The sequence below is a fragment of the Massilia eurypsychrophila genome, assembly GCF_002760655.1.
Taxonomy (GTDB): Bacteria; Pseudomonadota; Gammaproteobacteria; order Burkholderiales; family Burkholderiaceae_D; genus JAFCUW01.
This window is the reverse complement of sequence record NZ_PDOC01000016.1, coordinates 79,536-97,162: the sequence shown is the minus strand read 5'-3', so window position 1 is coordinate 97,162 and position 17,627 is coordinate 79,536. Positions and strand designations below refer to the sequence as shown.

Sequence of the window (17,627 nt, the reverse complement as noted above, 5' to 3'; positions counted from 1 at the left end):
TGGAATTACCGTGGCGACATCGAGCAATCACGCCTGGCACTCGTCCCTGACTTCCCCTCTCCTGATGGTTTCGTAAAGTCCGGATCGACGTAGCCAGTTGCCCGGATCAACTTCGTCAACATTGGCGCCCTTCGCGGTCAAATCCCTCAACCACGAACGCACTGCGAGTTCGAGACCGGTTTTACTAACCGTGTCGGGTTGGTCCGTTTTTTTTGTTTGTGGCAGATATTTGTGCAGGACCGTTCGGGTGTCCTCCGAATACGATGGAAGCACTGCATCGTCGCAAAAAACGTTTTTCCATAAATAGATCCGGTCTGATACAACCAGCAAGAAGTAGGCCGGAGCAGGAACCGCGCCGTGGGCGACAAGATTACGCCGAAGCGTAGCCGCCCACGCATCGTCTGACTTTGGTGTGCCTTTGATCTCCACCACCAATACCAATTTTTGATCTGGAGAGTAAATTGCGATGTCGGGTTGCAGATTCATGTTAATTCCCGCTAAAATTTTTCGCCTAAACTATTTCTGCTTCTGCAAACGCTAAAAGGCACACTACCGCGGTTGCGACATCTTGACGCTATCGCTCGCAACAGTCGAGCGATCTAAGCTGATAGCAAGAGCGCCAATTGTGCGTTGGCGCTATTCCTGCTTCGTCACTTCCAACTTGCTCACATCCAGTCCCTGGGCCGCCAGGCGCGCCACCAGTGCGTCGTAGCTTGCCCTGTCGACCTTCGGCGTGCGCGACAGGATCCACAGGTATTCGCGTTTCTCCTCGCTGACAGCAGCCAGCTGGTAGGCAGGATCGAGGTCGATCACCCAGTAATCGCCCCACACCATCGGCAGGAACGACAGGAACGCCGGCGCGAAGCGTACCTTCAGCTTGGGCGACGTCGGCCCGCCCATCTGGCGCGCGGCGCCGATCGCTTCATCGGTCTCGCCCTTGTCGGTGCGGCAGCGGTTCACCACTTGCAGCGTGCCGTCGGCCAGCGTCGAATAGGTCGCCTTGGTAAAGCCGGTGCACTTTCTCTGGAAGCGATTCGGGAACTTGGCGATTTCGTACCAGGTCCCCATGTAGCGCGGCACATCGAGCGAAGCGATGGTGGCGAGCGGCCTGGCAGCGGCGGCGTTCGGGGCATCGGCGGCGCCGGCGTTCAAACTCAACACCACCAACAGTGGCGCGATCAAGCGTGTTTTCATGCGGGTTCCTTCACATTATTAATTTCGCTATAGTAGCTTGTTCGCCTTCTTGGGCGCACACGTCCAACCTCTAGCAACTTTTGCAAATGACCAATGAAAATATTTGATAGTGCCAGTACGCGGCAGGCGCTGCCATTCGATGCCCTGATCGACGCGATCGAACGATTATTCGTCAGCGGCTGCGAGGTGCCGCCGCGCCATGTGCACAAGGTCAGCGACGGCAGTGGCGATGGCGGCACGGTGCTCATCATGCCGGCCTGGCACGGCAAGTACATGGGCATCAAGACCGTCAATATTTTTCCGGGCAACGCCGCGCGCGGCCTGCCGGGCCTGTTTTCCACCTACACCCTGTACAGCGCGGCGACCGGCGAGCCGCTGGCGCAGATGGACGGCAACGAGATCACGTCGCGCCGCACCGCGGCCGCGTCGGCACTGGCGGCGCGCTACCTGGCGCGGCCCGATGCGCGCCGCCTGCTGGTGGTCGGGTCGGGGCGCGTCGCCAGCCTGCTGCCGCACGCTTACCGCGCCATGCTGCCGATCGACGACATCACGGTCTGGAGCCGCAGCCACGATGCCGCGCGCCGCATGGCCGGCGAGCTGGACGTGGCGGGATGCGCCGTCGCCGCGAACGCCGACCTGGAGCAAGCGGTACGCCGTGCCGACGTGGTGTCGTGCGCAACGCTGGCGACCGAGCCGGTCATACGCGGCGAATGGCTATGCGCCGGCAGCCACCTCGACCTGATCGGCGGCTTCACGCCTCAGATGCGCGAAGCCGACGACGCCTGCTTTGCCGGCAGCCGTTTGTATGTCGACACGGTCGAGGCGCTGCAGAAATCGGGTGACTTGCTGGGGCCGATGTCGCGCGGCGTGTTTGGCGCCAATGATGTCGCCGGCACGCTCGAATCGCTGTGCCGCGGCGAGGCGTGCGGCCGGCAAGGCAGCGAGGTGCGCACAGTCTTCAAGTCGGTCGGCACCGCGCTCGAAGATTTGGCTGCGGCGATGCTGGTGTATGAATCGTCGGCGCCGGGAAAGCATCGGTAGGCACGCCCGGCTTCACATTCAAAGGGGCCCGTCATGAAAGATGCATTCAACGTTGGCGACAAAGTGCAATGGCATTCGCCGCAAGGCATAGTGCAGGGCACGATCAAGAAAAAGCTGACCGCGCCGGTGACGATCAAGGGACATCACGTCGCCGCGTCGCCGGACAATCCGGAGTACCTGGTCGTCAGCGACGAGACCGGCGCGGAAGCGGCGCACAAGGCGACGGCGCTGACCAAGGTGTAGACAGTCGCAACTGAAACACGCGTTCTCCCACTTCGCTGCAGCGCTGGCCTTGCCGGCCGGCCCCGCCACGTATGCATCTCGGCGCGTTGTCGAAAATATGACACAGCTTCGCGCCTTAGCAAGATTTGACAAACATGCGTGTCACGTTGCGGACACAATCCGTTCAAGCCTAAGGAGAGAGACGCCCGAGCGTCCGCCGGATCAAGACTGGAATGCAAAAAAATCGAATCGGTCGGCACCGCGCCTCGCTGGCGGCACCGGCTACCACAACAGTTTTGGGGGAGCAATGAACGAGATGATGGCACGGCAACAGTACACCCGCACCGCGATCGCGGCCGCAGTAGCAGTGTTGATGATGGGAGGCCAGGCCCAGGCGCAGCAGAGCGCCGGCGCGCCGGCCGAGCCGATCCAGGCGGTGGTCGTCACCGGCGTGCGCGCCGCGCTCGAACAGTCGCTGCGCCAGAAGCGCGATGCCGACGCGGTGGTCGACGTGGTCACCGCCGAAGACATCGGCAAGATGCCCGACAAGAACGTGGCCGACGCGATCCAGCGCCTGCCTGGCGTGAATACCCAGTCGTCCGCCGGCGGCGAAGGCGGCTTCGGCGAGAACGACCGCGTCAGCCTGCGCGGCACCAGCCCGAGCCTGCAGCAAACCCTGTTCAACGGCCACGCCATCAGCACCGGCGACTGGTTCGTCCTTAATCAATTCGGCGGCAGCGTCGGCCGCTCCAGCAGCTTTTCGCTGCTGCCGTCCGAGCTTGTCGGCTCGGTCGTGGTGCAGAAAAGCGCGACCGCCGACCTGGTCGAAGGCGGCGTCTCCGGCGCCATCAACGTGATCACGCGCCGTCCGCTCGACCTGCGCAAATCGCTCACCGTCGAAGGCTCGGTGCAGGCCAACTACAACGACCTGTCGAAGAAAACCGAACCGCAATTGTCGGCGCTGTTCGCATGGAAGAACCCGGCCAATACGGCCGGCGCGCTGTTCCAGGCATTCTCCGAGAAGTCGGCCGTGCGGCGCGATGGCCAGGAAATCCTCGGCTACTCGCAGATCAGCGCCACCAGCGCGGCAGCGATTGCCAACCCGTCGCTGGCCGGCGTCGCGGTGCCGACCTTTATCGGCGCCAGCCTGTTCGAACAGACCAAGAAGCGCACCGGCGGCGCCTTCGACCTCGAAGCGCGCCTGTCGCCCGACGTCAGCATCGACCTCAATGGCTTCTATTCGAAGCTCGAGGCACCGCACCAGAACACCAACTGGCTCGCCGCACCGGCCAATTCGATCAACGGCTCGAACCAGATTCCAACCAACGCGGTCGTTCGCAACAACACGCTGGTGTCGGCCTCGTTCCCGGTCAATTCGGGCGAAGTCGATAACATCTATCGTCCCGGCGCCGGCGGCGAATCGTGGTACCTGGACCTGAATGGCAAGTTGCGCGCGACCTCCGACCTGACCTTCACCGGCAAGATCGGCAAGACCTACGGCATCGGCTACGACCGCGACGACGTCTACTACCAGAACAACGTCAACGGCGGCATGACGTATGCGCTCAACGGCATGTCGCCGGCGTCGGTGAGCTACCCGGGCGGCACCACCACGACGCCGGGATCGACAGCGTGGGCCGGTGGCGGCGAAGCGCAATCGGTCGACAGGGAAAAGTACGGCCAGATCGACGGCGCCTGGCGCATGCGCGATTCGATGGTCGAGTCGATCAAGTTCGGCGCACGCTTCACCGATCACCAGCGCACTGCGGAGCACCCGCTCGAAACGCGTCCGGGACCGGTCGGCTTCAGCAATCCAGGTCCGGCCTGGACCGGCCAGATGTATCCGTCCGACTTCGCCTCCAACCTGGGCGGCGGGCTGTCGTCGAACTACTTCAAGTACGACGGCGCGGCGCTCGGCGCATGGGGTGCGGTACCAGGCAACCGCCTGCTCGACTTCACTTTGCGCCACAACTGGACCGACGAATTCAAGGTCAAGGAAAAGACCTCGGCCGTCTACGGCATGGCGGACTTCTCCGGCGACGGCTGGCGCGGCAACGTCGGCGTGCGCGCCATCCAGACGCGCCAGACCACGATCGTCAACCTGGCCGGCGGCCCGGCGCCGATCACCGGTTCGGCTTTCGGCGCCTACACGCCGACCACGTTCGAGCGCACTTACCGCGACTACCTGCCAAGCGCCAACCTGAAGTTCGACGTGCGTCCCGACCTGGTGGTGCGTACCGCGCTGGCCAAGACGATCTCGCGTCCCGACTACAGCGCGCTGGGCGGCTCGGTCTCGCTCAACGACGATGCCTTGAGCGGCAGCGGCGGCAACGTCAACCTCGATCCGGTCCGCTCGACCAACTTCGACCTGTCGGCCGAATGGTACTTCGCACCGAAGGCGCTGCTGTCGGCCGGCCTGTTCTACATGGACCTGAATTCGATCGTCGCCCAGGGCACGTCGACCGGAACCTACTACAACAACAAGCGCGGCGTGCAGACCGTGTACCAGATCACGTCGCCGTACAACACCAGTGGCAAGAACAAGGGCGTGGAGCTGAGCTACCAGCAGCCGATAGCGACCAACTTCGGCGTGCTGGCGAACTACACCTACGCCGACGGCAAGCTCGACGATGGCGGCGAACTGCTGAACTCTTCGAGGAACACCTACAACCTGACCGGCTACTTCGAGAACGAGCGCTTCTCGGCGCGGCTGGCCTACAGCTACCGCTCGGCCTACAAGGCGGGCGTGGACCGTGGCGCCAGCCAGCACGTCGATGCCATGCCGTCGCTGGCCGCATCGCTCAACTTCAAGTTGACCGAGCAGCTGACCTTGACGTTCGATGCGCTCAACCTGACCAACGAGACCATCAAGATGTACGCGGAGAACAAGGACCGGCCGCGCGCGTTCTACTCGAACGGTCGCACCTTCTACCTCGGCCTGCGCGCCAAGTTGTAGGACCGGCTGCGCGCGGCAGCGGCATGCCGCGCGCTCCGTCATGAATTCCAGTAGTGCTTGGGGCAAGGCTGAATGCGGCCTTGCCCATTTTTTTGCAGGCGGGCCGCCAGAAGCGATACTCCGGGCAGGCCGGAAGGAACACTATGCCGATTACAGATCGACCTGACGCAGCAGCGCAGGCATTCGCCGCGCCGATTGCGCTCAGCTGGGAATGCGTCTCGAACATGGCGCGCGAAAACGCGTTTTCTGCCCGCCTCACATTGCACAACCGCGCAGCCGAACCGATTGCGGCCGGCTGGGCCATCTATTTCAACACCTGCCGCAAGGCCATCGCCGGCAGCGTCGCCGCCGGCTACGTCATCGATCATATCAATGGCGACCTGTTTCGCCTGACCGCGACCGATGCCGGCCGGGCCTGGCCTGCCGGCGCCACCGCAGTCATTGATTACCAGGCGCAGTTCTGGGCCATCAGCGTCACCGATGCGCCGCTCGGCTTTTACCTGCAGCCCGCCGGCGGCGCCCACGCTATCGACCTGGGCGACCCGTCCATCGTGCCGTTCGCTCGGCCGGAGCAGCTCCACCGCGGCGTGCACGACTGCGAGCCGCTGGCTGATGCCGCCGGCCGCTATCGCGAAAACCTGCCGGCGCGCCTGCTCGCGCCTGAGCTGGTCGGGCGCATCACGCCGCGGCCGGTGCGCGCCGAATTTGGCGCCGAGACCTGCACGCTAACGCGCCGCACGTCGATCGTTTTCTCCGACGGCCTGGCCGGCGAAGCGGCGGTGCTGCGCGCGATGCTCGACCAGCTGCCGGAGCAGGGCGCCGGCGGCGTCGCCCACATCGTCCTCGATATCGGTGTGGTCGACGTCGCGCGCGGCGCGGCCTCGCCGGCCAGCGAGGCATATCAGCTCGACATCGCCGCCAGCGCCATCTGCATTCGCGGCGCCGGCGCGCACGGCGTGTTCAATGGCATCCAGAGCCTGCGCCAGTTGCTGGCGGACGGCAGCGGCGCGGTGCCGGCCGGCCGGGTGGCCGACGCGCCGCGCTTTGGCTACCGCGGCATGATGCTCGACGTCGCGCGCCATTTCGCCAGCAAGGAAACCGTCATCCGGCTGCTCGACTGCATGGCGCTGTACAAGCTCAATCGCTTTCACTTTCACCTGACCGACGACGAAGGCTGGCGCTTTGCCGTCGCCGCGCTGCCGGAGCTGACCGACATCGGCGCCCGGCGCGGCATCGCGGCAGACGGGCGCGCCTGCCTGCCGCCGTCGTTCGGCTCGGGCGCCAATGTCGAGCGCTCGTCCGGCACCGGCCACTACAGCGCCGACGACTTCATCGCCATCTTGCGCCATGCGCATGCGCGCCACATCGAGGTGATCCCGGAATTTAACCTGCCGGGCCACGCTAGAGCCGCCGTGGTGGCGATGCGCGCGCGCCACGACCGCCTGCGCGCGCTCGGCGACATCGACGGCGCCGAGCGCTTCGTGCTCGACGACGCCGCCGACGAGTCGCGCTACGAGTCAGTCCAGCTGTGGCACGACAACGTCATCTGCCTGGCGCTGCCGTCGGTCGACCGCTTCGTCGACACGGTCGTCGCCGAACTGGTCGCCTTGTTCCGCGCCGCCGGCACGCCGCTGCGCATGATCCACATGGGTGGCGACGAAGTGCCGGCCGGCGTCTGGCTTGGCTCGCCGCGCTGCCGCGCGCTGATGGCCGAACGGGGCTGGACCAGCATCGACAGCCTGCGCGCCGATTTCGTCGGCCGCTGCCGCGACATCCTCGCGCGTCATGGCCTGCTGTTCGCCGGCTGGGAAGAGACGGCGCTGGAGCACCGCAAGGTCGATGGGCACGAACGCCTGCTGCCCAATCCGCGCTTTGCCGCCGGCGGTTTTCACGCCTATGCGTGGAACAATGCCTGGGGCTGGGGCCAGGAGGATTGCGCCTACCGGCTGGCCAACGCCGGCTACGACGTGGTGCTGTCCAATTGCGCCAACCTGTATTTCGACCTGGCCAGCGCCAAGGATCCGGAGGAACCGGGCTACTACTGGGCCGGCTTCGTCAGCGCGCGCGACGCCTTTTCCTTCTGTCCGCTCGATGTCGGCGCCACCGCGCGCACTGAGCCGATGGGCAGGGCGGTGTCGGCGCAGACGGTGGCCGGCATGACGCGGCTCGACTCGCCCGGCAGGTCGCATATCGCCGGCATCCAGGGACAGCTGTGGGGCGAGAACACCCGTTCGGCCGAACGCATCGAGTACCTGGCCGCGCCTCGGCTGATCGCGCTGGCCGAACGCGCCTGGGCGAGCGACCCGGGATGGGAGGCGATCGACGATCCGCGCCGGCGCGCGCAGCAGGTCGATCAGGAATGGAACGAATTCGCCAACCGCCTTGGCCAGCGCGACCTGGCGCGGCTGGATGCCGCGCCGCTGGCCTACGGCTACCGGCTGCCGCCGCCGGGCGCGGTCATCGCCGGCGCCGCATTCGCCGCCAATGTCGCCCTGCCCGGGTTGGCGCTGCATTACACTGTGGACGGCAGCGAGCCGACCGCGCGCAGCATGCGCTACGAGCAGCCGGTGCCGCTCGCCGCCGCCGGCGGCGCCTTTCGCATTGCCACCTTCGATACGCGCGGCCGCAAGAGCCGCACCGTGACCCTGACTTCGGAAGCCGCCGCTGATGACCTTGACGACTAACCCGCCCGCCGCCGCCGTATCGCTGCCGGCCGCGCGCCATCCGCTGGCGTGGGTGCCGACCCTGTACCTGGCGCAGGGCTTGCCGTTCTACGCCGTCGCGCTGGTCGCCGGCCTGATGTTCAAGAGCATGGGCGTGCCGAACGAGCAGATCGCGCGCTGGACCGGCTTGCTCGGCCTGGCGTGGGTGTTCAAGGCGCTGTGGAGTCCCTTCCTGGAACTGGCGCGCAGCAAGAAGCGCGTGGTGGTGGCATTCCAGATGGTCGGCGGCGCCTCGCTCGCCGGCGTCGCGCTGGCGTTGCAGCTGCCGGCATGGTTCGCCGTCGGCATCGCGTTTTTCGCCATCGTCGCGCTGGCGTCGGCCACCCACGACATCGCCGCCGACGGCTTGTACATCGCCAGCCTGACGGCGCGCCAGCAGGCTGCCTACGCCGGCTGGCAGGGCGCGTTCTTCAACGCCGCCAAATTCATCTCGCTCGGCGGCCTGGTGATCCTCGCCGGCCACCTCGAAACGCGCATCGGCGTAGCGCCGGCGTGGTCGGTGATCTTCGGCCTGCTGGGGGCGGCGATGGCCGCGCTGGGGCTGTACCACCTGTGGGCCTTGCCGGCCACGGGCGAGCGCGCCAGCGGCACCAGCAGCGGCACCAGCAGCAGCACCAGCGCACGCGGGGTGGCCGCCACGCTGGCCGACGTGATGCGCACTTTTTTCGCCAAGCGGGGCATCTGGGTGGCGATCCTGTTCATCATCCTGTTCCGCGCGGCGGAAGGGCAGATCCAGACCATCGGGCCGCTGTTCCTGCGCGATGCCAAGGAAGTGGGCGGGCTGGGCCTGTCGACCGCCGAAGTGGGCGCCGTGTACGGCACCGCCGGCACCATCGCTTTCCTGGCCGGCAGCATCGGCGGCGGCTACTTCACGTCGGCGCTCAGCCTGCGCCGCGCGATGCCGTGGCTGATCCTGGCGATGAACCTGCCGAACCTGGTGTTCTATTACCTGAGCGTGGCGCAGCCGTCATCGCTGGGCGTCATCGCGCTGGCGCTCGGCGTCGAAATGTTCGGCTACGGGTTCGGCTTCGTCGGCGTAATTTTATTCATCATGCAGGTGGTCGCCAGCGGGCGCTATCAGACGGCGCACTATGCGCTCGGCACCGGCTTCATGCAGCTCGGTTTCGTGCTGTTCAAGGTCGTCAGCGGCGACATCCAGCAGGCGCTCGGCTACCAGCATTTCTTCCTGTGGGTGATCGCCGCGGCGGTGCCCGTGCTGGTGCTGTCGCGCTTCATGCGCCTCGAGGCCGAGCCTAGCGCCGCTTGACGGGCAGCGCCAGCCAGCCTTGCCACTGGCCGGCGGCGTCGCGCTGCACGGCCTGGATGTGCGGCCGCGTGCTGTCGAGGCGCCAGACGGTCTGCTTGTCGAGCCAGTCCTCGTACATCGAGCGAAAGCGCGGCCACTCGGCGTGGAAGTCGAGCGTGGCATAGTCGCCGGCCGGCAGCACCCGCATGCCCAGGTTCGGGTCGGCCACCTCGACGCCGGTGACGCCGAAGTCGTAGCAGTATTCGCGCTCGCCGGTAAAGCCCGGGTCTTCGTCGAATACGCCGTAGAACGGCGTGCCGCAGGGCGCGCCGTCGATGCTCTCGCGGTCGCCGATGAAACCATTGCAGGCGATCGACAGCGCGGCGCCGGACTGGCCGAAGAAGCGCTGGTAGCGCAACGTCACCGCCGGCAGCGAGCGCACCGCGATGCGCCGGGCGATGCTGCCCGGTTCGGGCGCGATGTACGGCGCCAGGATGACGTCAAGCTTGTCCGGTTCGGCGACGAAAAAACTGACGTCGCTCTCGCGCCCCACTTGCTGGTCCATGTAGGCGCGCCAGCCGCCGTCGCGCCAGGCCTTGGCCGACATCGCGAACTGCTGCTTGAACGCCTTGGCGAACGCCGCGTTCGACGGGAAGCCGCAATCCTGGGCGATGCGCACGACCGCCACATCGGGCTCGTGGCGCAGCAGGTGCGCGGCGCGCCGCAATCGCCGTTTGCGCTGGTAGTCGACGGCCGAAAACCCGGTCAGTTCGCGGAAGATGCGGTCGAAGTGGAATGACGAATAGCTGGCCGATGCGGCCAGGCTTTCGAGGGCAAGCGGGTCGCCCACCGAGTCGAGCATCAGGTCCATCACCTCGCACAGGCGCGAGACGCGGGAAGTCGCTTTCACCGGCTGCCTGGCCGCGGCGGCGACGGCTGTGCCGTCAAGGTCTGGTGAAAGCGAATGCCGCATCGAAAACAGTCCGTGTAGAAGTTTAGGCAATTATGGCGCAATTAAACTGCATTGGCGAAATAACTCAGACCAGAAGACATTGTTGGAAACCAGCAACGATGAGGGTGGCGTCGATGCCTGCCGGCGACCGGATGCCGCGGTAGGGTCGATTCTTGGATTGAACTGGGAATGAACCGAAGTTTATCTCGCTGAGATGTCGTGCGCAACACCGCCTGGGCTATAATCGTGGCTCCACGGTTCAAAATCGGTTCAATAGCATGATTCAACACTCTCCCGAGCCCACTGACGGCCACTTGGCGCAATACCGCAGCGGCGTCGCTGCCAGGCTGGCCGGCCTGCCGGTCGAAACGTTGCGGGTGTGGGAGCGCCGCTATGGCATCTCCGATACCGGCCGCAGCGCCCACGGGCAGCGTTTGTATTCCGACGCGCAGGTGCGGCGGCTGCGGCTGATGAAGCAGCTGGTCGACCAGGGCCATCCGATCGGCGCGCTGGCGCAGCTGACGATCGAGCAGTTGGGCGCGCTGGCGGTGGTGCCGGCGCCTCGCGCGCAATCGATGCCGCTGCGGGTGGCGCTGGTGGGGCCGGCGCTGGCGCCGCGGCTGGCCGGCGGCGGGCGCGAGATGCTCGCGCTCGACATCGTCGGTCATTGCCGCGACATTCACAGCGCGCAGCAGGCATTGTCAGGCATCGGCGCCGAGGTGCTGCTGATCGAAATATCGGAACTCGACGACAGCGTGGTGCCGGCCATTGCCGCGCTGCGCGAACAGCTCGGCGTCGCCGCCGTGGTGCTGTACCGCTTTTGCGCCAGCGCGACCATCCGGCAGCTGCGCGCCCATGGCTGCCTGGTCGCGCGCGCGCCCACCGATGTGGCCGAGATCGTGCTGCTGTGCCAGGCGGCGCTGGCTGCCGTGCCGGCGCCGTCGGCGCCATTGCAGGCCGTGCGCACGCAACTGGGCGCGCCGCCGCCGCCGCGCTTCGACGAGCAGGCGCTGGCGCTGCTGGCCACCGCGAAAAACAGCGTCGAATGCGAATGCCCGCGTCATCTGACCGAAATCCTGCTGATGCTGGGCAGTTTCGAACGCTACAGCCAGCAGTGCGCGTCGCGCAACGCCGACGACGCGCTGCTGCACGAACAGCTCAATCATGCCGCCGGTGCCGCCCGCGTGCTGATCGAGTCTGCGCTTGAACGCCTTGCGCGCGCCGATGGCCTGCCTTTGCCGGCCGGGATGTAAGGGCGCCATGAGCGCGCACGCACAACCGCACCGGCTGCAGCCGGCCAAGCTGCTGCGCAGTAAATGGACCGCGGCCGTCCCGCTCAACAAGGAGAAGCACTTCATCGTCACCGCATTGAGCGCGCCGGAAGCTCCCGGCACGCAGGTCGATGCGGTCACGATGGAGGCGGTGCTGACGGGGCGCAGCTTGACCTTGCGATGGCGCGAACTGAACGACCCGGCGCAATGGCTGCAGGGCTGGCGCTGAGTGTTACAAATCAAACAGGAAAACGCAGCATGACTTCTCTCCACGTCGCCGTGATTGGCGCCGGCATTGCCGGCTTGTCGTGCGCCGCATCGCTGCAGCAGGCCGGCGTTCGCGTGAGTGTATTCGACAAGAGCCGCGGTCCGGCCGGGCGCATGAGCACCCGGCGTGGTGATGACTGGCAGTGCGACCATGGCGCCCAGTACTTCACCGCGCGCGACGCGGCGTTCCGCGCCGAAGTGGCGAACTGGGAGCGGGCCGGCGTGGCTGCGCAGTGGCACCCGCGCGTGCGCCGCTTCGACGCCGACGGCACCAGCAGCAGCATCAGCGGCGCCGCCGAGCGCTTTGTCGGCGCGCCGCGCATGACGGCGCCGGCGGCATGGCTTGCATCGAACCTGGTGCTGCACACCAGCATGGAGATCAGCGCGGTGCGCCGCGAAGACGCCGGCTGGCGCCTGCACACAACGGGCGGCGCAGCGCTCGAGCGCCACTATGACGCGGTGGTGCTGGCGGTGCCGGCGCCGCAGGCCGCGCCGCTGTTGCGCGACATCGCGCCGGAGCACGCGGCGCTGGCCGCCGCGACGCCAATGGAAGGCTGCTGGTCGATGATGCTGCAGTACGCGGCGCCGCTGGCGCTGGACTTCGACGCCGCCTTCGTCAATCTCGGCCCGCTGCGCTGGGTCGCGCGCGACAGCGCCAAGCCCGGCCGCGGCGGCGCCGAATGCTGGCTGCTGCACGCCAGCGCCGCGTGGAGCGAAGCGCATCTCGAGCTCGACGCCGACGCCGTTGCCGCGCTGCTGCTGCCGGCGTTTGCGCAACTGGGCCCGCCGGCGCCGCAACGCTGGAGCGCGCACCGCTGGCGCTACGCCAGCACGCCCACGCCGCGCCGCGCCGTCTGCATCTGGGAAGCTGCGCAAGGATTGGGGTTGTGCGGCGACTGGCTCAATGGCGGCACCGTCGAAGCGGCGTGGCTGAGCGGGCGCGCACTGGCGCAGCGCATCACCGCTGGTTAGGCGCTGGGCGCGGCCACCCTACCAGGGCAGTTCGGCGCCGTCGTACGATCTGAACGAGCCGCTGTCGGCGGGCGTCAGCGCATCGAGCACGCCCAGCATGTCGCCGGCAGCGTCGCGCGCCGGGCGGCCAATGGCCTCGCCGCGAAACGGCCGTGACAGGCGTGAGCTGACGGTGCCCGGGTGCAGCGCGACCAGCACGCTGTTCTTCTGATTGCGCGCCACTTCGATGGCGGCCGTCTTTACCAGCATATTGAGCGCCGCCTTCGATGCGCGATAGCTGTACCAGCCGCCCAGTCGGTTGTCGCCGATGCTGCCCACTTTTGCCGACAGCATGGCCATGATGGCGCGTTCGCCGTCGAGCAGCGGCGCGAAGTGACGCAGCAGCAGCGCCGGTCCGAAGGTGTTCGTCTCGAAGGTCGCGCGCATCTGCATGGTATTGAGGTCGGCCAGCCGTTTCTCCGGCATGAACGCATCGGTATGGAGGATGCCGGCGGCGTTGATGATCAGGTGGTAGCGCGGGCCGGCCGCGAGTGTTCTCGCCGCCTTTGCGACGCTGTCGTCGTCGGTGAAATCGATGCGCGGGGACGACTGCCGGTGCAGGCCCTGCACCGATGCGCAGCGCGGCGACTCTCGCAGCAGGTCGACAAAGGCCGCGCCGATCGTGCCGGACGCGCCAATTACCAATGCGTGAAACTGGTCGGGCAGGCTGTCCATCATGGTGGTCGGTCCCCTGTGGGTGTTCGGCTACAGCCAAAAAAAACGCCAACGGTTATGTTGGCGTTGGCGTTGCGTGGTCCGCCCAAGCGCTTTACATCTTCGGCATCAGCACGGTGTCGACGACATGGATCACGCCATTGTCAGCGGCGATGTCGGTCTTGGTGACGTGCGCTTTGTCGATCATGACTTTGCCGCCGTTGGCCTTGACGGTGACGGTGCTGCCTTCGACCGTTGCGACCATGCCTGGCTTGACGTCGGCTGCCATGACTTTGCCCGAAACGACGTGGTAGGTCAGCACCTTGGTCAGCGCGGCTTTGTCTTTCAGCAGGGCGGCCAGCTTGTCCTTGGGAATCTTGGCGAAGGCCGCGTCGGTCGGCGCGAACACGGTAAATGGACCTGGACCCTTCAGCGTGTCGACGAGGCCGGCTGCCTCGACTGCGGTTACCAGCGTCTTGAAGGTGCCGGCCGATTTTGCGGTATCGACAATGTCGGCTGCACTTGCCGAGCCAAACGCCATGGTCATTGCTGCTGCGATAAGAAATTTCTTCATTGTGAGCTCCTGTAGTTGAACCGACGCACATGCGGCGTTTCGGACGGCTGTCACCTTGAAGCGGTATCGAATGAGTCTGATGAACCGCGAGTGAACCGAATGAAGATCATATTATCGACGGTCTTGATTATTGTCCAACATGATTCGATTGAACTTACGTTAATAACGGTTCAATATAGGTTCATCGGTTATCGGCCCAGCCAAATGCGACAGATGACGTTGAAGCGGCGTTCTTGTACGGCAATGTGTCTGGCCCTCTGCCAGATACACAACATTGCGCTGGCCGCGTTTGGCGCCATGACCGGGATACACGCGGGCTTTCTAATGGATGCATCGACGTAATGATGCGCGATAACCCAAAGGAACACACGATGTTGAAATTGAACACTCGGTAAATTAACGACAATGGCGCTGCTGGCCGGCAGCGCGATGCTGATGCAGATGCAGATGGCCCAGCGCAAGCGCCCAAGGGGATCGGGCGCGCCGAAGTGTTGCGGCACGATGTGGGCGAAGCAGGGCGCGAAGCGGTTCAGGTGCGTGTCGATTTTGCGCCAGGCGCATCGTTTCCCAAGCACAGCCATCCGGGCGAAGAACTCTCCTACGTCCTGGAAGGGACGATGGCATACCAGTTGGGCAACCAGCCTCCCGTCACGCTGAAGGTCGGCGAGTCGTTGTTCATTTCTGCGGGGGCGGCCCATTCGGCGAAAAACAGCGGCAGCGGTAAAGCCGTGGAACTGGCGACCTACATCGTTGAAAAAGGCAAGCCGATCCCGGTGATCAAGTAAGCGGCCCGCATCGGCTTTGAGCGTCCCACGCGCCCAATGTCATGCCGCGCCGGCCGCTTCGCGCTTGCGGCGGGAGGTGGTGCTCTCGCCGTTCAGCCCCCAATTGTCCATCTCGACCTCATCGATGATGACAAAGGTTGTGGCGGGGTTCTTGTTCAGCACCCGGCTGAGCAGGTCAGTGACGCCCTCGATGAGCGCCAGTTTTTGTTCCGCGGTGACGCCTTCTTTGGTGACGCGAATGTTTACGTATGGCATGACAGTTCCTTGGTGAATTGGGATGGGGTTACCACGTGCCGGCAGTACCGCCGCCGTCGACAGCCATGACAGTGCCGCTCGTATGTGTGGAGTACGTCAGGTATAGCACAGCGTTGACCACGTCCCGCGTTTCTCCGATGGCGCCGTTCGGCGCCAGCGTTTTCAGGAACGCCTGGGTGCCTTCGTCGGCGCCATGCATCGGCGTGTCGATGATGCCGGGCGCAACAGCATTGACGCGCACGTTCGAACTGGCCAGCTCGATTGCAAGGCCCCGCGTTGCCTGGTTCAGGCCGCCTTTGATCAGGATCGGCAGCAGCGCCGCCACCTTGGCGTTCGGCTGCATGGCGATGCTGGCGGTGATCGTCACGATGTGGCCATGGCCATTGCTGGCCATGTGCGCCGCCGCTTGCTGGGACGGGTAGAAGAAACCCTTGAGGTTGGTCGCCACGATCAGGTCGACGTCCTCTTCGGTGTAGTCGCCGATCGGCTTGGCCAGGAAGATGCCGGCGTTGTTGATCAGGATGTCGACCTTGCCGAAGGCGGTAATGGCCTTGTCGAACAGCGCGGCCGCGGTAGCCGGCTGCGAAATATCTCCCGCCACCAGCAGGAAGTTGGCCGGATTGCCGAGCTGTTCGGCGGCCGCCTGCAGGCGCTCGATGGTGCGGGCGTTGCCGACGACGTTGTAACCGCGCTTCAGGTAGGCTTGTGCGATTGCAAAGCCGATGCCGCTCGAGGCGCCTGTGACGATAGCGGTCTGGTTCGAATTCATGGTGGTGCTCCGGTCAGTGGGTGAGCCACCAATGTACTTTCATCGTGCGCGTCGATAAAGATCGTTTTCAGCAATTCATTTGATACCCGGTGTAACATATAACCGTGAAACGCAACTTCAACGATATGCAGCTGGGCAGCATCGAGCTGTTCTGCCTGGCGGCCGAGCTGGCCAGCTTTACCGCCGCCGCGACCAGCGCCGGCATCACGCCGGCGGCGGTCAGCCGCTCGATCGGCCGGCTCGAAGAGCGCCTGGGCGTGCGCTTGTTCGTACGCACCACGCGCCAGATCCGGCTCACTGAGGGCGGCCGGCGCTATTACGACCAGTGCCGCCAGGCCTTGCTGCAGCTGGTCGAGGCCGAGCGCGAGGTCACCGGCGGCCAGGCGGCGCCGTCGGGCCATTTGCGCATCAGCATGCCCACGCCGTACGCGCACTACCGCCTGCTGCCGCTGCTGCCGCAGTTCCGCCGCCTGTATCCGGACATCACGGTCGAGGCGCACGTCAGCAACCGCAACATCGACTTCGCGGGGGAGAGCTACGACATGGTCATCCGCGGGCGCGACCCGGCCGATTCCTCGCTCATCGCGCGCAAGCTCGAGGATGCCGAATTGGTGCTGGTGGCCGCGCCGTCGTACTTGACGCGGGCCGGCACGCCGCAGACGCTCGACCAGTTGAGCGAACACGAATGCATCCAGTTCGATCTGCCCAGCACCGGGCGCAAGATCGCCTGGCCGCTGATGGTCGACGGCAAGCAGGTCGATGTGACCACCAGCGGCGGCTACACCTGTTCGGAAGACGTGCTGGGGATTGTCACGCTGGCGCGCGCGGGCGCCGGGATCGTGCAGACGTATCGCTTCATCGTCGAGCGCGACCTGGCGCAGGGCAACCTGGTGGAACTGCTGGCGCAGCACGGCGGCACGTCGCGGCCCTTGTACCTGCTCTATCCGCATGCGCGCCACCTGTCGCTCAGCGTGCGCACGTTTGCCGATTTCCTGTCTGAGCAACTGGCCCATGTCAGGCCAGTGCGTTGAACGATGCTCTCACAGCAGGGGCCTGACCCCAAGTGAAAAATCGGGTCAGACCCCTGCTGCAGACCCCTGCTGCCTAGGCTTGGTTGCGCTTCGGCAGCACCCATCCTTGCCGGACGAAATGGCAGGTGTAACCGTTCGGATTGCGTTCCAGGTAGTCCTGGTGCTCCGGCTCGGCTTCCCAGAACGGACCGGCGGGCACGATTTCGGTGACGGCCTTGCCAGGCCACAGGCCGGAAGCGTCGACGTCGGCCACGGTATCTTCGGCAACGCGCTTTTGCTCATCGCTCAAGTAATAGATGCCCGAGCGGTAGCTGGTGCCGCGATCGTTGCCCTGGCGGTTCTCGGTGCTGGGGTCGTGGATCTGGAAGAAAAATTCCAGGATGGCGCGATAGCTGGTCTTGCTCGGATCGAAGGTGACCTCGAGCGCCTCGGCGTGGGTGCCGTGGTTGCGGTAGGTGGCGTTCGGCACGTCGCCGCCGGAATAGCCGACGCGCGTTTTCAGTACGCCCGGCAAGCGGCGCACCAGATCTTCCATACCCCAGAAGCAGCCGCCAGCGAGGATCGCGGTTTCAGTTTGCATTGTCATTGGTAACCTTTCTCAATCGGTGATCGTTTCCACCTGCAAGTCTACCGCTTGTCCGGCCTAACTGCTTTACACTCGACGAATCGAGGTAGC

At 65.4% G+C, this 17,627-nt stretch carries 18 protein-coding genes; 10 read left to right on the top strand and 8 right to left on the bottom strand.

Annotated features, from left to right (window positions below; translation table 11 throughout):
* Positions 1-27: 27 nt before the first annotated feature.
* Together CR105_RS27905 and CR105_RS20645 are read right to left on the bottom strand one after the other, a co-directional pair.
* A complete protein-coding gene (locus tag CR105_RS27905) occupies positions 28-486 on the bottom strand; it encodes a hypothetical protein (RefSeq protein ID WP_131021783.1) in 459 nt (152 codons plus the stop codon).
* 150 nt (positions 487-636) lie between these two features.
* Positions 637-1,194 carry a lipocalin family protein gene (locus CR105_RS20645; RefSeq protein WP_099791702.1) on the bottom strand — a complete coding sequence of 186 codons (558 nt, stop codon included), beginning with the start codon at positions 1,192-1,194 and terminating at the stop codon, positions 637-639.
* A 93-nt stretch (positions 1,195-1,287) separates the two neighbouring features.
* On the opposite strand from CR105_RS20645, the gene lhpI reads away from it, so the two are divergent.
* The 5 genes from lhpI (at position 1,288) to CR105_RS20620 (ending at position 9,403) form a co-directional block, all read left to right on the top strand.
* Complete coding sequence (gene lhpI, locus CR105_RS20640; RefSeq protein ID WP_099791700.1) at positions 1,288-2,235, top strand: bifunctional Delta(1)-pyrroline-2-carboxylate/Delta(1)-piperideine-2-carboxylate reductase; 948 nt, start codon at positions 1,288-1,290, stop codon at positions 2,233-2,235.
* A 33-nt stretch (positions 2,236-2,268) separates the two neighbouring features.
* Positions 2,269-2,478: a hypervirulence associated TUDOR domain-containing protein gene (locus tag CR105_RS20635; RefSeq protein WP_099791698.1), complete on the top strand. Its 210-nt coding sequence runs from the start codon at positions 2,269-2,271 to the stop codon at positions 2,476-2,478.
* Between the two features lie 286 nt (positions 2,479-2,764).
* Positions 2,765-5,413, top strand: coding sequence for a TonB-dependent receptor (locus tag CR105_RS20630; protein ID WP_099791696.1), 2,649 nt, complete (start codon positions 2,765-2,767; stop codon positions 5,411-5,413).
* A 143-nt stretch (positions 5,414-5,556) separates the two neighbouring features.
* Positions 5,557-8,097 carry a family 20 glycosylhydrolase gene (locus tag CR105_RS20625; protein ID WP_099791694.1) on the top strand — a complete coding sequence of 847 codons (2,541 nt, stop codon included), beginning with the start codon at positions 5,557-5,559 and terminating at the stop codon, positions 8,095-8,097.
* Positions 8,081-9,403 (top strand): MFS transporter, encoded by a 1,323-nt coding sequence (locus CR105_RS20620; RefSeq protein WP_099791692.1) that lies wholly within the window; start codon positions 8,081-8,083, stop codon positions 9,401-9,403. Before CR105_RS20625 ends, CR105_RS20620 begins: the two co-directional genes overlap by 17 nt.
* Here the strand turns inward: CR105_RS20620 and CR105_RS20615 are convergent.
* Complete coding sequence (locus CR105_RS20615; RefSeq protein ID WP_229414042.1) at positions 9,390-10,292, bottom strand: helix-turn-helix domain-containing protein; 903 nt, start codon at positions 10,290-10,292, stop codon at positions 9,390-9,392. The two genes, CR105_RS20620 and CR105_RS20615, sit on opposite strands and share 14 nt — an antisense overlap.
* A gap of 320 nt (positions 10,293-10,612) precedes the next feature.
* Here CR105_RS20615 and CR105_RS20610 point away from each other — a divergent pair, with 320 nt between their 5' ends.
* From CR105_RS20610 to CR105_RS20600, 3 genes are read left to right on the top strand one after another with little or no spacing between them, the layout of a single operon-like run.
* Entirely contained in the window at positions 10,613-11,587 is a 975-nt protein-coding gene (locus tag CR105_RS20610) for a MerR family transcriptional regulator (RefSeq protein ID WP_099791688.1), read from the top strand.
* A gap of 7 nt (positions 11,588-11,594) precedes the next feature.
* Positions 11,595-11,834: a TIGR02450 family Trp-rich protein gene (locus CR105_RS20605; RefSeq protein ID WP_099791686.1), complete on the top strand. Its 240-nt coding sequence runs from the start codon at positions 11,595-11,597 to the stop codon at positions 11,832-11,834.
* A 29-nt stretch (positions 11,835-11,863) separates the two neighbouring features.
* On the top strand, positions 11,864-12,844 hold the full coding sequence (locus CR105_RS20600; protein WP_099791684.1) for an NAD(P)/FAD-dependent oxidoreductase: 981 nt from the start codon (positions 11,864-11,866) through the stop codon (positions 12,842-12,844).
* 18 nt (positions 12,845-12,862) lie between these two features.
* On the opposite strand, the gene CR105_RS20595 is transcribed toward CR105_RS20600, so the two are convergent.
* Positions 12,863-13,558 carry an SDR family NAD(P)-dependent oxidoreductase gene (locus tag CR105_RS20595; protein ID WP_218968734.1) on the bottom strand — a complete coding sequence of 232 codons (696 nt, stop codon included), beginning with the start codon at positions 13,556-13,558 and terminating at the stop codon, positions 12,863-12,865.
* Positions 13,559-13,652: 94 nt separating this feature from the next.
* The gene (locus CR105_RS20590) at positions 13,653-14,111 is read right to left on the bottom strand and encodes a fasciclin domain-containing protein (RefSeq protein WP_099791680.1); all 459 of its coding nucleotides are present in this window, start codon (positions 14,109-14,111) and stop codon (positions 13,653-13,655) included.
* A 488-nt stretch (positions 14,112-14,599) separates the two neighbouring features.
* Here CR105_RS20590 and CR105_RS20580 point away from each other — a divergent pair, with 488 nt between their 5' ends.
* Positions 14,600-14,896, top strand: a complete 297-nt coding sequence (locus tag CR105_RS20580) for a cupin domain-containing protein (RefSeq protein ID WP_229414041.1) — start codon at positions 14,600-14,602, stop codon at positions 14,894-14,896.
* 39 nt (positions 14,897-14,935) lie between these two features.
* On the opposite strand, the gene CR105_RS20575 is transcribed toward CR105_RS20580, so the two are convergent.
* Together CR105_RS20575 and CR105_RS20570 are read right to left on the bottom strand one after the other, a co-directional pair.
* Positions 14,936-15,151, bottom strand: coding sequence for a 2-hydroxymuconate tautomerase family protein (locus CR105_RS20575; RefSeq protein WP_099791676.1), 216 nt, complete (start codon positions 15,149-15,151; stop codon positions 14,936-14,938).
* 28 nt (positions 15,152-15,179) lie between these two features.
* Entirely contained in the window at positions 15,180-15,920 is a 741-nt protein-coding gene (locus tag CR105_RS20570) for an SDR family NAD(P)-dependent oxidoreductase (protein WP_099791674.1), read from the bottom strand.
* Positions 15,921-16,024: 104 nt separating this feature from the next.
* Here CR105_RS20570 and CR105_RS20565 point away from each other — a divergent pair, with 104 nt between their 5' ends.
* Positions 16,025-16,951 carry a LysR family transcriptional regulator gene (locus tag CR105_RS20565; protein WP_099791672.1) on the top strand — a complete coding sequence of 309 codons (927 nt, stop codon included), beginning with the start codon at positions 16,025-16,027 and terminating at the stop codon, positions 16,949-16,951.
* Between the two features lie 73 nt (positions 16,952-17,024).
* Here CR105_RS20565 and msrA read toward each other — a convergent pair whose 3' ends face one another.
* A complete protein-coding gene (msrA, locus tag CR105_RS20560; protein ID WP_099791670.1) occupies positions 17,025-17,537 on the bottom strand; it encodes a peptide-methionine (S)-S-oxide reductase MsrA in 513 nt (170 codons plus the stop codon).
* Positions 17,538-17,627 lie beyond the last annotated feature (90 nt).